This window comes from Streptomyces monomycini, assembly GCF_022271435.1.
GTDB classification, from domain to species: Bacteria; Actinomycetota; Actinomycetes; order Streptomycetales; family Streptomycetaceae; genus Streptomyces; species Streptomyces monomycini.
Window position 1 is genome coordinate 37,684 of the sequence record NZ_JAFIQY010000055.1, and the last position, 14,460, is coordinate 52,143.

14 protein-coding genes are annotated in these 14,460 nt (G+C 73.0%); 6 read left to right on the forward strand and 8 right to left on the reverse strand.

What is annotated here, in order from left to right; genetic code table 11:
• The first annotated feature begins 1 nt into the window (after position 1).
• Positions 2-694, forward strand: a complete 693-nt coding sequence (recX, locus tag JXZ78_RS36785; RefSeq protein ID WP_030020330.1) for a recombination regulator RecX — start codon at positions 2-4, stop codon at positions 692-694.
• Positions 695-1,128: 434 nt separating this feature from the next.
• Entirely contained in the window at positions 1,129-2,436 is a 1,308-nt protein-coding gene (locus JXZ78_RS36790) for a hypothetical protein (protein WP_238783632.1), read from the forward strand.
• A 112-nt stretch (positions 2,437-2,548) separates the two neighbouring features.
• Here JXZ78_RS36790 and JXZ78_RS36795 read toward each other — a convergent pair whose 3' ends face one another.
• The 8 genes from JXZ78_RS36795 to JXZ78_RS36825 all read right to left on the reverse strand — a co-directional run bounded on the left by JXZ78_RS36795 (position 2,549) and on the right by JXZ78_RS36825 (position 9,836).
• A complete protein-coding gene (locus JXZ78_RS36795; RefSeq protein ID WP_030020333.1) occupies positions 2,549-2,938 on the reverse strand; it encodes a rhodanese-like domain-containing protein in 390 nt (129 codons plus the stop codon).
• A complete protein-coding gene (locus JXZ78_RS36800; protein ID WP_030020334.1) occupies positions 2,935-3,474 on the reverse strand; it encodes a cupin domain-containing protein in 540 nt (179 codons plus the stop codon). The genes JXZ78_RS36795 and JXZ78_RS36800 overlap by 4 nt, the downstream gene beginning before the upstream one ends.
• A gap of 76 nt (positions 3,475-3,550) precedes the next feature.
• Positions 3,551-3,637, reverse strand: coding sequence for a putative leader peptide (locus tag JXZ78_RS41205; protein ID WP_324607239.1), 87 nt, complete (start codon positions 3,635-3,637; stop codon positions 3,551-3,553).
• A 107-nt stretch (positions 3,638-3,744) separates the two neighbouring features.
• Positions 3,745-6,021 carry an FAD-dependent monooxygenase gene (locus JXZ78_RS36805; RefSeq protein ID WP_238783633.1) on the reverse strand — a complete coding sequence of 759 codons (2,277 nt, stop codon included), beginning with the start codon at positions 6,019-6,021 and terminating at the stop codon, positions 3,745-3,747.
• Positions 6,022-6,184: 163 nt separating this feature from the next.
• Positions 6,185-7,150, reverse strand: a complete 966-nt coding sequence (locus JXZ78_RS36810; protein WP_030020337.1) for an amino acid ABC transporter permease — start codon at positions 7,148-7,150, stop codon at positions 6,185-6,187.
• Positions 7,147-7,794, reverse strand: a complete 648-nt coding sequence (locus JXZ78_RS36815) for an amino acid ABC transporter permease (protein WP_030020338.1) — start codon at positions 7,792-7,794, stop codon at positions 7,147-7,149. The genes JXZ78_RS36810 and JXZ78_RS36815 overlap by 4 nt, the downstream gene beginning before the upstream one ends.
• A 292-nt stretch (positions 7,795-8,086) precedes the next feature.
• Positions 8,087-8,995, reverse strand: coding sequence for a glutamate ABC transporter substrate-binding protein (locus JXZ78_RS36820; protein ID WP_030020339.1), 909 nt, complete (start codon positions 8,993-8,995; stop codon positions 8,087-8,089).
• A 55-nt stretch (positions 8,996-9,050) separates the two neighbouring features.
• Positions 9,051-9,836 carry an amino acid ABC transporter ATP-binding protein gene (locus tag JXZ78_RS36825; RefSeq protein ID WP_030020340.1) on the reverse strand — a complete coding sequence of 262 codons (786 nt, stop codon included), beginning with the start codon at positions 9,834-9,836 and terminating at the stop codon, positions 9,051-9,053.
• A gap of 339 nt (positions 9,837-10,175) precedes the next feature.
• Here JXZ78_RS36825 and JXZ78_RS36830 point away from each other — a divergent pair, with 339 nt between their 5' ends.
• The 4 genes from JXZ78_RS36830 to JXZ78_RS36845 all read left to right on the forward strand — a co-directional run.
• Entirely contained in the window at positions 10,176-10,913 is a 738-nt protein-coding gene (locus JXZ78_RS36830; protein ID WP_030020341.1) for a response regulator transcription factor, read from the forward strand.
• Between the two features lie 18 nt (positions 10,914-10,931).
• Positions 10,932-12,338 (forward strand): sensor histidine kinase, encoded by a 1,407-nt coding sequence (locus JXZ78_RS36835; protein WP_030020342.1) that lies wholly within the window; start codon positions 10,932-10,934, stop codon positions 12,336-12,338.
• Between the two features lie 319 nt (positions 12,339-12,657).
• Positions 12,658-12,861: a cold-shock protein gene (locus JXZ78_RS36840; RefSeq protein ID WP_030020343.1), complete on the forward strand. Its 204-nt coding sequence runs from the start codon at positions 12,658-12,660 to the stop codon at positions 12,859-12,861.
• 191 nt (positions 12,862-13,052) lie between these two features.
• On the forward strand, positions 13,053-14,460 hold a 1,408-nt coding region (locus JXZ78_RS36845), incomplete at its 3' end, for a DEAD/DEAH box helicase (protein WP_372498479.1).

A 14,460-nucleotide genomic window follows, 5' to 3' on the forward strand; every position in this document is an offset into this window, starting at 1 on the left:
CGTGACGCGGCGAACGGAATGGCCCGACGACCACGGCCACGGCCCCGGTGCGGGAGTCGGTCACGACGAGGGGCGTGACGACGACGGCCGGGGCGGGAGCGGCAGCGCCGCGGGCGGCGCCGAGAACCGTAGGAAACGCAAGGACGGCGGTGGTTCCTCCTCGTCGAGGGCCGAGGCGGGACCGCCGCGTACGCCCGAGGAGCAGGCGCGGGCCATCTGCCTGCGCCTGCTCACCGGGTCGGCGCGGACGCGCAAGCAGCTCGGGGACGCCCTGCGTGAGCGGGGCATCCCCGAGGACGCCGCACAGGAGGTGCTGTCCCGCTTCGAGGAGGTGGGGCTGATCGACGACGCCAAGTTCGCCGATGCCTGGGTGGAGTCCCGGCATCACAGCCGGGGGCTGGCCCGCCGGGCGCTCGCCCGCGAGCTGCGCACCAAGGGCGTCGCCCCCTCGACGGTCGACGAAGCCCTCGGGCAGCTGGACTCCGAGCAGGAGGAGCGCACGGCCCGCGAGCTGGTCGACCGCAAGCTGCGGGCGACCCGGGGCCTGGACCGGGAGAAGCGGATACGGCGCCTCGCGGGAATGCTGGCCCGCAAGGGATACTCGGAGGGCCTCGCCCTGCGGGTGGTCCGGCAGGCCCTGGAGGAGGAGGGGGAGGACCCGGAGCTGATGGAGTATCACTTGCCGGAGGCGTGATCCGGAGGCGTGATCCGGAGGCGTGATCCGGAGGCGTGATCGCGGCGGGGTGTGAGCCGATGGGGGCGTGGCCCGGCGGAGGTGTGAGCCGACGGGGGCGTGGCCCGGCGGAGGTGTGGGCCGGAGGGGGCGCGCGCCGGTGGGGACCGAGCCGCGGTCCGCGACGGTCGGTACAGGCCGCGACGGTCGGTACGGCCTGTGACGTGCGGCCCGGCACTCGACGTGCGGCCCGGCACTCGACGTGCGGCCCGGCACTCGACGTGTCGTCCGGCTCATGACGGACGGGTTGGCCGGTGACGGACCAGCCCCCGCTGCCGTGTCCGTTCTCGTCGGTGGCCGGAGCCGCATCGACCGGCTTCCGGGGGGAAGCCCCCCTCCGACGAGGAGGCTGGCTGCAATGTGCTGTGCGTGCCGTGGGCGGCAGAGTGCGGTGCATGATCTTCACTCGAAAACGCCGTGGATGGTCCGCCGCGCCCGGCATCCTCGTCCTGGGGTGCGCCGCGGCCGTACTGGCTACCGGGGCAGTGGCGACGACCACGGCGGCAGCGACGCCCGAGAGCCCGGGTGCGGGCCCTGGCACCGGCACGACGACCGCGACCAGAACCTCACCCACGGCCGGACCCGACGCCGCCGAGCAGCGCTCGGTGCCCGGTTCGGTGGTCTCCGTCGCCCTCGTCGCCGACCTGGACGCGAAGAAGGTCGCGGCCCGTCTGGAGAAGGCCGGTATCGACGCGGCCCAGGTCCGTTACGGCGTACGCGCCCACCGCGTCGTCTACCGCACCCGCGGCCTCCGGGGCGAGCCCACCACGGCCAGCCAGCTGATCGCCGTACCCAAGAACGGCAAGCGGGTCCTCCAGACCGTGTCCTGGCTGCACGGGACGACCGTGTACCGAGGCGACGTGGCCTCGGTGAACGAGCAGTCCACCGACCGGGCGGCGGCCCTGCTCTTCGCCTCGACCGGCCGGGCCGTCTCCGCGCCGGACTACCTGGGCCTGGGCGAGGGCCCCGGCATCCACCCGTACGGCCATCCGCGGGCGACCGTCACCGCCTCGGTCGACGGGTTGCGCGCGGCCCGTGTGTTCGCCCGGCGGGAGCAGCGCATCCTCGACAGGAACGTGCTGGTCAGCGGCTTCTCCCAGGGCGGGCCCGCCACGATGATGGTCGGTCGGGCCCTCCAGCGGGGCGCCGACCCGTACTTCCGGCCGGGGGCGCTCGCCCCGATCGCCGGGCCCTTCGACCTGAGCGGTTTCGAGGCCGCGGCGGCCGACGACAAGGTCGTCCGGTCGTCGCTCTACCTGGCCTACTTCGCGACCGCGTGGGACCGGATGTACGGGCTGTACGACACGCCGGGGCAGGCCTTCCGCGCGCCGTACGACAAGACGGTGGAGTCCCTGTTCGACGGCGATCACAAGACGTCGGAGATCGCGGCCGCGCTGCCGGCGACCTCGGAGGAACTGTTCACGCCGGAATTCCTCGACACGGTTCGCAGCCCGCGGGGGAAGCTGCGGCAACAGTTGAAGGCGCTGGACACCACCTGCGACTGGCGCCCGGAGGTGACGGTGCACCTCTACCACGCCAAGGGCGACCAGGACGTGGCGTTCGAGAACGCGCGCCACTGCGAGCGGCACCTCACCGCCAACGGGGCCGCCCACCGGCTCACGGACATCGGAGACGTGGACCACAACGGGACGGTGCGCAAGGCCCTGCCCCTCGTGGTCCGGCAGTTCGACGCCGGACGCTGAGACGCCACCACCTGAGACGCCACCATCTGAGACGCCACCACCTGAGACGCCGCACATCGAGACGCCGCACTGAGCCGACGGCGGGCCCGCTTCGGGCGGACCCGCCGTCACCTCATCCGTGGCCGCGGGCGCGGACCGGCAGTCCTGCCGCCCGCCATGCCTGGAAGCCGCCCACCAGGTCGGTCGCCCGGTACAGGCCCAGTTGCCGCAGGGAGACGGCCGCGAGGCTCGACGCGTAGCCCTCGTTGCAGACGACGACCACCGGCAGGTCGTGGCCGGTGGCTTCCGGGGCGCGGTGGGCGCCGGTGGGGTCCAGGCGCCACTCCAGTTCGTTGCGTTCGACGATCAGCGCACCCGGGATGGTGCCGTCACGTTCGCGCAGCGCCGCGTATCGGATGTCGACCAGCAGCCCGCCGTCCCGCTGGACCACCGCGGCCTGCTCGGGGGACACCCGGTCCAGTCCGGCCCGTGCCGCCTCCAGAAGCGCGTCGACGGCGCTCACCGCCAGTCCTCGGGCAACTCGACCTCTTCGAGGCGCAGGACGGGACCGGTGCGGCTGTAGCGGCGCATCAGCGGCAGCGGCGGATAGTAGGCGTGCACCGAGACGGCGTGCGCGTCCTCGGAGGGGTTGAGCACCTGGTGGACGTGGTGGGGGCCGAAGGCGCGGCCGCGGCCGTCGGCCAGCTTCCGCTGCCGGTCCACGCCGTCCGCCAGTTCCAGTGTCTTCCAGCCCTCGGTGGGCAGTTGGGCGGCGAGCGACTGCTCGGTCAGCTCGCCCGCGGCGGCGGCGAACGCGCCGTGCGAGCCGCCGTGGTCGTGCCAGCCGGTGCCCGTACCGGGCGGCCAGCCGATCAGCCACGCCTCGCTGCCGCCGGGACCGTCGAGCCGGATCCAGGTCCGGCCTTCGGGGTCGAGGGGCAGTGAAGCGATGAGTGAGGTGTCGGCGGCGGTGCGGCGGGCGAAGTCGAGGAGTTCGGCGGCGGTGGGGCCGCCGGTGGCGTCCGGACGCGGGCGCGCGGGAGTACGTACGTCGGGCACAGGAACCGTCCTGAGTGATCGCGAAGAGGCGCGCGGGCAGCGGGAAACGCGGCGGCGCGCGGGGGAGGGATGCGGATCAGCAGGACGGACGACACACACAGCCCGCGTAGCGGACCAGGTCCAGATGGACCCTCCGCCAGAAGCGCGAACCGTTCTCCGTCACGTTCCGGAGTCAAGCACGGCGCTTCCCGCAGGGTCAACCGCCGACGGTGGCGCGAGGGCGTGCACAGGGGCGCTCGCCGACCGGCGCCACGGCGCGCGCGGGAGCGCTCACCGACCGGTTCCGCCCCCCGACCGGACCTCCGCCTCCGTCACGTCCCGGGCCGTGCCCCTGTCGGCTTGCGGGGATGCCGCTCCCTCGGCAGGCTCCGGTCCGTCGTCCGGCCGTGCCGGATGCGCGAACGGCCCCTCCGAACCCGCGCCGACCCCGTTCCCGGGCCCAGGACCGGCCCCGTTCCCGGCCCCGGCCCCGGCCCCGAGCCCAGAATCGGCCCCGGCTCCGGCCCCGGTCTCAGCCCTGGCCCGCTCCACACCGTCGAACGCCGCAGCGCCCTCCGCGCGCCCCACAGGTCCCACTGGCCCCGCGGCCCTCGAACCGTCCCGCACACCGTCCCCCATGCCGCCCGCGGGACCGCCCTTCGACCCGTCCCCCGGGCCGCCGCTCCCCGCGTCCCCGCCCCCACCCCGTACCGCCTCCGCGCACGCGTACAGTTCCGCCGGCCGGACGCCTCCCATGGCCGTGACCAGGTGCCCGTCCGGCCGTACGACCAGGACGGTGTGGGCGACCGCGCCCGGGTAGGACTCGGCGACCAGTACCTCGGCGGGCATCGGCAGGGCGTCCACCGTCTTCGAGAGACGCGGCATCAGGCCGGCCGACTTCCAGTGCCGCCGGTCCCACACGCCCGTACCGGGCGCCACCAGCACCACCAGCAGCCCCCGTCCCAACCGGGTGCGGAGCGGTACCTGGGAGCCGTCCGAGGCCGTCACGGGGACGTCCGCGACCGGCGCGCCGACCTCCGTGCCCACCGTCATCGCGCACGACGGATCGACGGCCGGGGCGAGCGGGGAGCGGGCGTACGCGGGGGGCGCGCCGAGTGGCCCGCGCCCCAAGTGCCCGTCGGTGAGCATCGCCGTGTGCCCGCGCGCGGCCCCGGGCAGGACGGCCCGCCACCGGCCGCCCCGCTCGCCGTCGCGCAGCAGCGGCAGGGCCCGGTCGGCGGCGCGCAGCCGGGCCGTCACGGCACCCCTGCGCTCGGCCTGGTAGCTGTCCAGCAGGGCCTCCGAGGCGCCCTGGTGCCAGGCCAGGGCCAGCTTCCACGCGAGATTCTCGGCATCCCGCAGGCCCTCGTCCAGGCCCTGGGTGCCGAGCGCGCCGAGCAGGTGGGCGGCGTCACCGGCGAGGAAGGCGCGGCCGCGCCGCCAGCGCCGGGCCAGCCGGTGGTGGACCGTGTGCACACCGGTGTCGAGGAGTTCGTACGGCGGTACGGCGGGAACGTGCGGGCCACCCCGGCCCCCACCCTTCCCACCGGAACCGGAACTGGAACCGGGCCCGGCACCGGCACTGGAACCGGACCCGCTCGCCGGCCCGGCACCCGCTCCCGCCCAGGTCCCAGCCCCGGCCCAGCCCCCCGCCTCAGCCGCCCACACCGCCAGCGAATCGCGGATCCGGGCCACCAGCGCGTCCGGCGTCACCAGGTCGCGGCCGGGCGGCAGCAGCCAGTCCAGCCGCCACACCCCGCCGGGCAGCGGCCGGGCGGTCACCTCGCCACCGGACCCGCCGCCGCCCTGCCGCGCGGGCGAGCGGTGCAGCAACGCCTCGCCCGGCCAGGGAAGTTCCGTACGCAGCGCCGCCACCGCGTGCCGCTCGACCGCCGTACGCCCCGGGAAGCGGACCTCCAGCAGTTTGCGGACCGTCGAGCGCGGACCGTCGCAGCCGACCAGGTAACTGGCACGCCACCACGCGCCGTTGGCGCCACGGGTATGTGCGCTGACCCCGTACTCGTCCTGCCGCAGTTCGTCGAGCCGGCTGCCGGCGACGATCCGGACGCCGGGCTGCGCCGCGAGCGCGGTGCGCAGCGCCCGGGCCAGCGCGTGCTGCGGCACATGCACGGGAGAAACAGGGGAAGCGGGAGAAACGGAAGGGCCGAGAGAAGCGGGAGAGCCGAGAGAAGCAAGAGAGCCGAGAGAAGCGGCAGAAACGAGAGCGCCGGGAGCGCCGGGAGCGCCGGGAGCGCCCGGAGAACCGGAAGAAACGGCGGAACCAGGCAACAGCTCCTCCGGGCCGAACTCCACCCGCTCCAGCAGCCGCCTCCGCCGCACCGAGCGCCAGGCCGTCCAGCGGGTGCCCGCCGAGGCCAGGGCCGGGCCGCAGCCCAGCCGCTCCAGGAACGCGGTGGTGTCCGGCCGCAGGACGACGGTGCGGGCGGGCCGCGGATCGATCGCACCGGGGGCTTCGTCCAGCACCACGCAGGGGACGTCGAGGCGGGCGAGGGAGAGGGCGAGTGCGAGGCCGACGGGTCCGGCCCCGACGACGATCACCGGGTCCACGGCGTGGCTCCCCCGGTCCGCGGGTTCTTACGGGACGTACAGGAGCTGGCAGTTGGAGCCCGGTGCGCGATCACACAGCGTATGCAACCCATTGCGGGCGCCCGCGTCAAGTGACGGGGGCAGCGGCGCACGCGGCACTGCCCCCGCCCACGGTGTCACATCGTCAGGGCGTGAAGCCGCCCCCGCCGCCCAGGCCCGGGGGGCGCCGGGTGTCGATCGGCCCGCCGGGTGTGCCGTCGGTGCCGTCCAGCGCGTCCGACGCGGTGACCGGCTCGGCCGCCCCGGCCACTGCGATGCCGGTCTTGGCCCGCCGGCCGCGCCGCTCGATCCAGTTGGCCAGCGCGGACAGCGCCAGACACATCGCCACGTAGATCGCACCGGCCACGATGATCATCGGCACGTACGGGTTCTCGTCGTTGACGACGATGGTGCTGGCCATCTGCTGGATCGTGTACAGCAGCTCCTCGAAGGTGATCACATAACCGAGCGAGGTGTCCTTGAGGGTCACCACCAGCTGGCTGATGATCGTCGGCAGCATCGCCCGGACGGCCTGCGGCATCAGCACCGTCGTCATGACCTGCGTCTTGCTCATGCCGAGCGCGTACGCCGCCTCGCGCTGGCCCCGGGGCACCGCGTTGATGCCGGCCCGCAGCACCTCCGCCTGCACCGAGCCGTTGTAGACGGTCAGGCCGACGACCAGGGCCCAGAACTGCGGGGAGTCGCCGGTCAGGCCCAGCTCCTCCTTGTAGGAGAGCAGCAGCACCCACAGGGCGTAGATCGTGATCAGCAGCGGGACGGCCCGGAACAGCTCGATGAATCCGGTCGCCAGCCAGCGCACCGGCTTGTGGTCGGAGAGCCGGGCGACGGCGAGCAGCACGCCGAGCGCGAGGGAGAGCACCGCGGCGACCGCGAAGACCTGGAGGGTCGTCAGGACACCGTTGCGGATGTTGGTCCGCACGCCGGCGTTGTTGAAGATGTTCCACATCTCCGGCTCGAACTGGCCCTTGGCGGCCAGCCGCAGCACGGCGAAGACGAGCAGGCCGAGCACGGCGAGCGCGCCGACGACGGTGTAGACGCGGTTGCGGACCTTGGCCTTGGGCCCCGGGGCGTCGTAGAGGACGCTGGTCATCGGGCCACCTCCAGGCGGCGTTCGAGCAGCCGGAAGATGCCGCTGATGGCGAACGTGATGATCAAGTAGGCGAGGGCGATCCAGAGGAAGATCCAGCCGATCGGCCGGCCCTGGTCGTTCAGGAGTTTGGAGACGTTGAACAGTTCCGCGTTGCTGAAGGCGCCTGCGATGGCCGAGTTCTTGGTGAGCGCGATCAGGATGCTGCTCAGGGGCGGGATCACGGTGCGGGTGGCCTGCGGCAGGACGATGATGCGCAGCGTCTGGACGAAGGTCATCCCGATGCTGCGGGCGGCCTCCGCCTGGCCCAGCGGCACGGTGTTGATGCCCGAGCGGACGGCCTCGCAGATGAACGAGGACGTGTAGAAGCCCAGGGCCAGCGTCGCGAGCACGAACGGGCTGATGCCCGGGAAGAAGATCTGCGGGACGACGAAGAAGGCGACCAGGAACAGCAGGGTGAGCGGGGTGTTGCGCAGCAGCGTCACCCAGGCCGTCCCGAAGGCGCGCAGCGGGGGCACCGGCGAGACCCGGAAACCGGCTATGAGGAGGCCCAGCAGGATGGCGAGCGCCCCGCTGGCCGCGGTGAGCGACACGGTTCCGAGGAACCCGGTGCGGAACTCGGGAAGATAGTCGAGGAGTACGTTCATGGGTTCTCCGCGGTAGCGGTCAGGTCAGCGGCGGACGGGTGGACGGCCCGGTGCGGGGGCGTGCGGGGCGTGCGGGCTGTGCGCGGCGCGTGGGCTGTGCGCGGGAGTGCGATCCGGCGTACGGGCGCTCGCGTGCGCGGCGTACCGGTGTACGGCCGGGAGCGCGGGCGCGGCCCGCGACGGTGTGCGCACGGGCGTCCCGGCGCGTCGGTCCTCAGGCACCCACGCCCCGTACGCCCGCCGAAGCGGCGTACGGGGCGTGCGGCGACGGTCAGCGGGTGCGCGACCCGGGTCAGTCGCGCGGCAGCGGCGTCTCCGGCGTGACGAAGCTGGTCCCGGACTTGCCGAGGGTGCCTTCGTACGCCTTCTTGTAGTCGCCGTTCTTGATGTGCTTCTCCAGCGCGTCGGTGATCGCGTCCCGCAGCGCCTTGTCACCCTTCGTCAGGCCGACGCCGTACGGCTCCTTGGTGAACGGCTTGCCGACGACCCGCAGCTTCTTGGGCCGCTCGGCCGCGTACCCCTTGAGGATCGCGTCGTCCGTGGTGACCGCGTCCACCTGGCCGTCGAGCAGCTGCTTGACGCACAGCGAGTACTTGGCCAGCTCGGTGGTCTGCGCGCCGTACTTCGGCTTCTTGATCTCCTGGAGCGGGGTGGAGCCGACGATCGAGCAGACCTTCTTGCCCTTGACGGTGTCCGGGCCGGTGATGGACTTGTCGTCCCTGCGCACCAGGAGGTCCGCGCCCGCGGTGTAGTACGGGCCCGCGAAGTCGATCTGCTTCTTGCGCTCCTCGTTGATCGTGTACGTGCCGACGTAGTAGTCGACCTGGCCCTTGGAGATCGCCGTCTCGCGGACGTTGGAGTCGACCGTCTTGAACTCGATCTGCTTCTCGGAGAAGCCCAGTTCGGCGGCGATCATCTTGGCGATCTCGATGTCGAAGCCGGTCCGCTTGCCGGTGGTGTCCTGGAAGCCGAGGTAGGGCTGGTCGGCCTTGGCGCCGATGGTGATCTTCCCGGCCTGCTTGGCCTTCTTCCAGGCCGGCGAGTTCACGTTCGCCTTGGCGTTGACCGCGTACGTACCGCTGAAGACGTCCCCGCCGGACGCCTTGTCGCCGGCCGTGCCCGACTCGCCGCCGCAGGCGGTCGCGGTCGCCGTCAGCGCGAGCACCACCGCACCCGCCGCGGCCGTCTTACGAATCCTCATGGTGAACATCCTTTGGTTCAGCGGAAGGTGGCAATCATGATGACCGGCCGCGGGGTCAGTGGTGGAGGATCTTCGAAAGGAAGTCCTTGGCCCGGTCGCTGCGCGGGTTGTTGAAGAACTGGTTCGGCTCGGCCTCTTCGACGATGCGGCCGTCCGCCATGAAGACGACGCGGTTGGCCGCCGAGCGGGCGAAGCCCATCTCGTGCGTGACCACGACCATCGTCATGCCGTCCCGGGCGAGCTGCTGCATGACCTCCAGCACCTCGTTGATCATCTCCGGGTCGAGTGCGGAGGTCGGCTCGTCGAAAAGCATGACCTTGGGGTCCATCGCCAGGGCCCGGGCGATGGCCACCCGCTGCTGCTGCCCGCCGGACAGCTGGGCGGGGTACTTGTCCGCCTGGGTGCCGACCCCCACCCGGTCCAGCAGGGCCCGGGCCTTCTCCTCGGCCGCCTTCTTGTCCGTGCGGCGGACCTTGGTCTGGCCCAGCATCACGTTCTCCAGCACCGTCTTGTGCGCGAAGAGGTTGAAGGACTGGAAGACCATGCCCACGTCGGCCCGGAGCCGGGCCAGCTCGCGCCCCTCCTGCGGCAACGGCTTGCCGTCGATCGTGATGGCGCCGGAGTCCACGGTCTCCAGCCGGTTGATCGTGCGGCACAACGTCGATTTGCCGGACCCCGAGGGCCCGATCACCACGACCACCTCACCGCGCCGGATGGTCAGGTCGATGTCCTGGAGTACGTGCAGCGCGCCGAAGTGCTTGTTCACGTTGTCCAGCACGACCAGCGGGTCGCCCGCCGGCGCGGGCCCCTTGTCGCTCTTGGTCACCGATACTTCGCTCATCGGCGTACAGCTCCGTCCTCCTCGGTTGGGGAGGACCCTAGTAACGCACTGCGACCAGCGTCATTACATCTGAGCGGGATTTGAGCATAACGATACGGCCGCGAAGGGGCACACGGCGTGCACGGGGCGCACGGAACGGGCGCCCCGGTGTACCGGCTGCATAACGGAACCGTCCCTCCGGGAATACCCCCTTGACGTGCGTGCCGTCCATCGCCGTAGATGCCTTTTGGCCGTCCCGTGGACAGCCCGCGACCCGTACGCGCCCGCGTACGGGTGTACACCTATGCACCCGCGCGTCCAGGTATGCGCGGCCGGGCACACATCGTGAGGAGGGGGCCGGTGCGGCTGCTGCTCGTGGAGGACGACGACCATGTCGCGGCCGCCCTGTCCGCCGTGCTGTCCCGGCACGGCTTCGACGTCACCCACGCCCGCAACGGCGAGGAGGCGCTGCAGGCCCTGCTGCCCGGCGGCCGGGAGCCCTTCGGGGTGGTCCTGCTCGACCTCGGCCTGCCCGACCAGGACGGTTTCGAGGTCTGCGGGCGGATCCGGCGGATGTGCGGCAGCCCGGTGATCATGGTGACCGCGCGGGCGGACGTACGGTCGCGGATCCACGGCCTGAACCTCGGCGCCGACGACTACGTGGTCAAGCCCTACGACACCGGTGAACTGCTCGCCCGTATCCACGCCGTCAGCCGCCGCCGCGCCGCCGCGCCCGCCGCCGGGGAGCCGTCCGCCCAGGAGGGTGCCCCGTCCGGCGGCCTGCGGCTCGGCGCCGTCACCATCGAGCTGTCCACCCGGCAGGTGTCCGTGGACGGCACCGCCGTACCCCTGACCCGCAAGGAGTTCGACCTGCTGGCCCTGCTCGCGCAGCGGCCGGGCGTCGTCTTCCGCCGCGAGCAGATCATCAGCGAGGTGTGGCGCACCAGCTGGGAGGGGACCGGCCGGACCCTGGAAGTGCACGTCGCGTCACTGCGCGCCAAGCTGCGGATGCCCGCGCTGATCGAGACGGTGCGCGGCGTCGGCTACCGGCTCGTGACGCCGCCCGCCGCCGTGTCGCCGGCCGGCCCGGCCTCCTGACGGCCGGCGGCCCGCACCGTGCGCACCCGACTCCTCCCGCTCCTGATCGTCCTGCTGGCCGGGGTGCTGCTCGCGCTCGGCTTCCCGCTCGCCGGCATCACCGCGGGCGTCGAACAGCAGCGGGTGGTCGTCGACCGGATCGACGACGCGGCGCGCTTCGCCTCCCTCGCCCAGTACGTCACCACCCGCCCGGGCGCCGGCAAGACCCCCGACGAGGACGAACGGCAGACCACGCTGAGCGCCGAACTCAAGCGCTACCACGAGCTGTACGGCATCCGCGCCGGCGTGTTCTTCCGCGACGGGACGCCCATGGCGGCGGCCCCCGCCGGCTGGCGCGTACCGGAGGAAGGGGAGGGCGCGCGGGCCTTCAGCGAGGCACTGGCGGGCCGCCGCAGCCACGACCCCCACCAGATCTGGCCCTGGGACGACGACGGCCGGATCCCCGTCGCCTCACCCGTCGTCCGGGACGGCGACGTGGTGGCCGTCGTCGTCACCGACTCGCCCACCGGGCGGATGCGCTTCCGCATCCTGCACGGATGGCTGCTGATCGGGGCGGGGGAGTGCGCGGCCATGCTCGTCGCGGTGGGCGCCGCCTTCCGGCTCACCGGCTGGGTGCTGCGCCCGGTGCGCGTCCTGGACGCCGCGAGCCACGACATCGCCACCGGCCGGATGAAGTCCCGGGTCGCCGCCGCTTCCGGGCCCCCGGAACTCCGCCGCCTGGCCCGTTCGTTCAACGAGATGGCCGACAACGTCGAGGAGGTGCTGGAACAGCAGCGTGCCTTTGTCGCCGACGCCTCCCACCAGCTGCGCAACCCGCTCTCCGCACTGCTGCTGCGCATCGAACTGCTCGCCCTGGAGCTGCCCGAGGGCAACGAGGAGATCGCCTCCGTCCGTACGGAGGGCAAGCGCCTGGCCCGGGTCCTGGACGACCTCCTGGACCTGGCGCTGGCCGAGCACGCCGCCGCCGACCTCCAGCTCACCGATGTCGCCGCGCTCGCCGCCGAGCGGGTCGACTCCTGGCGCCCGCTGGCCGACGACAAGGGGGTGCTGCTGTCCTACGAGGGCCAGCGGGCCGTGACGGGCTGGGCGGACCCGGTCGCCCTGTCCAGCGGCCTGGACGCGCTGGTCGACAACGCCCTGAAGTTCACGCCCGCCGGGGAACGGGTCACCGTCGGTGTGGCGCCGGACGGCGAGTGCGTACGGATCACCGTCTGCGACCACGGCCCCGGCCTCACCGAGGACGAACTGGCCCGGATCGGCGACCGTTTCTGGCGCAGTGGACGCCATCAGAACGTCTCCGGCTCCGGGCTGGGCCTGTCGATCACCCGCGCGCTGCTCACCGCGGGCGGTGCCACGCTCTCCTTCGCGCCGCACCGGCCGCACGGGCTGCGGGTGACCGTGGTGGTGCCGCGGAGCGCGCCGTGACCGCCGGTACTGGTTCCGACTCCGGTCCTGGCTCCGGCCCTCGCCCTGGCCTCGACTCCGGTCCTGTCCCCCCGTCTCCCGGCCCCGGCTCCGGCCCCGTGCCCGGCCTCGTCCCCCGGACGGACCTGCCAGGACCGTGAAGGTGTGTTACCGTTGACGGTGTTGCAGTTGTGGTACCCATGAACTTTGTGCGCGCCCGGAGGCTGGAAGCCCCGGGCGTTCATTGTTTTCCGGACCTTTCTCCGGTGTGGGGCGATCATCTCGGCGACAGGGAGGCCGTGCAGTGCGGTCTCCGGTTTGCCCCTAGAAGGAGAAAAACATGGCCACCGGCACCGTGAAGTGGTTCAACGCGGAAAAGGGCTTCGGCTTCATCGAGCAGGACGGCGGCGGCCCCGACGTCTTCGCCCACTACTCGAACATTCAGGCCCAGGGCTTCCGTGAGCTCCTGGAGGGCCAGAAGGTCAGCTTCGACGTGACCCAGGGCCCGAAGGGCCCGCAGGCGGAGAACATCGTCCCCGCCTGACGGACCAGCACGTCCGCGGACGGGGCCCGCACCGGCCGGTGCGGGCCCCGTCCGTATCCGTACGGCCCGCCGCCGTACGCCCCCTCGCGCGGCTCGCCGACCGCGCCGACCGTCTTCGTGCGGGCGCACCGCCGCCGCACGATCCGCATGCGTACGCCCCGTACCCGTGCGGCCCGAGACCGCACGGCACCGTGCCGTACGCGCTCGGCCTCCCCGCCACAGAAGGGCTTTCAGTGACCCGAGCGACCGCACCGCGACAGAGCGCCGCATCCAAGCCGTCCCCGCGGACGGCCCCCCAGCCGCCCGCCGTCTCCTTCGACGAGCTGCCGCTGGCACCGGCCCTTCTCTCCGCGCTGCGCGCGCAGGGCGTCACCGAGCCGTTCCCCATCCAGGCCGCGACGCTGCCCGCCACCCTCGCGGGCCGGGACGTCCTCGGCCGTGGCCGGACCGGCTCCGGCAAGACCCTGGCCTTCGGGCTGGCGATGCTCAGCCGTACGGCCGGACGCCGCGCCGAGAGCAAGAGCCCGCTGGCGATGGTGCTCGTGCCCACCCGTGAGCTGGCCACCCAGGTCACCCAGGCGCTCGCCCCCTACGCCACCGCGGTCGGCCTGCGCACGACCACGGTCGTCGGCGGCACCTCGATCAACCGCCAGGTCGACGCCCTGCGCAAGGGCGCCGAGATCCTGGTCGCCACCCCGGGCCGGCTCGCCGACCTGCTGGACCGCCGCGCCTGCAAGCTCGACCAGGTCACCATCACCGTCCTCGACGAGGCCGACCAGATGACCGACATGGGCTTCCTGCCGCAGGTCACCCGCCTGATGGAGAAGGTGGACCCGGACGGCCAGCGGATGCTGTTCTCCGCGACGCTGGACCGCAACGTCGACAAGCTCGTGCGCCGGTTCCTGACCGACCCGGTCACCCACTCCGTGGACCCGTCGGCCGCGACGGTCACCACCATGGAGCACCACGTCCTGTACGTGGACGACACCGACAAGCGGGCCACCACCACCGAGATCGCCGCCCGCGACGGCCGCGTGATCATGTTCGTGGACACCAAGCGCGGCGCCGACCGGCTCACCAAGCACCTGCTGTCGCAGGGCGTACGGGCCGCGGCCCTGCACGGCGGCAAGTCCCAGCCGCAGCGCACCCGCACCCTGGAGCAGTTCCGCACCGGCCAGGCCACCGCGCTGATCGCCACCAACGTCGCCGCCCGCGGCATCCACATCGACGGCCTCGACCTCGTGGTCAACGTCGACCCGCCGACCGAGGCCAAGGACTACCTGCACCGCGGCGGCCGCACCGCGCGGGCCGGCGAGTCCGGCACCGTCGTCACCCTGGTCACGCCCGGCCAGCGCCGGGACATGACCCGGCTGATGTCCCGGGCGAAGATCACCCCCGGTACGGCCCGGGTCCGGCCCGGCGACGGTGAACTGATACGGATCACGGGCGCGCAGGCGCCGTCCGGCCAGCCGGTCGTGATCGCCGTCCCCGCCCAGCAGGAGCGGCCCAAGCCCGCGGGCTCCGGCGGCCGGCGGCGTCCGCGCCGCGGCGGCTCCGGCGGCGGCTCGGCAGGCGCCGGCACCGGCGCGTCGGGCGGCG

What these genes read in the sequence shown, in the direction of transcription:
- JXZ78_RS36810 (WP_030020337.1), bottom strand. Translation starts at nt 7,150, where the DNA reads ATGACCAGCGTCCTCTACGACGCCCCGGGGCCCAAGGCCAAGGTCCGC.
- JXZ78_RS36825 (WP_030020340.1), bottom strand. Translation starts at nt 9,836, where the DNA reads ATGAGCGAAGTATCGGTGACCAAGAGCGACAAGGGGCCCGCGCCGGCG.
- JXZ78_RS36790 (WP_238783632.1), top strand. Translation starts at nt 1,129, where the DNA reads ATGATCTTCACTCGAAAACGCCGTGGATGGTCCGCCGCGCCCGGCATC.
- JXZ78_RS36815 (WP_030020338.1), bottom strand. Translation starts at nt 7,794, where the DNA reads ATGAACGTACTCCTCGACTATCTTCCCGAGTTCCGCACCGGGTTCCTC.
- JXZ78_RS36820 (WP_030020339.1), bottom strand. Translation starts at nt 8,995, where the DNA reads ATGAGGATTCGTAAGACGGCCGCGGCGGGTGCGGTGGTGCTCGCGCTG.
- JXZ78_RS36840 (WP_030020343.1), top strand. Translation starts at nt 12,658, where the DNA reads ATGGCCACCGGCACCGTGAAGTGGTTCAACGCGGAAAAGGGCTTCGGC.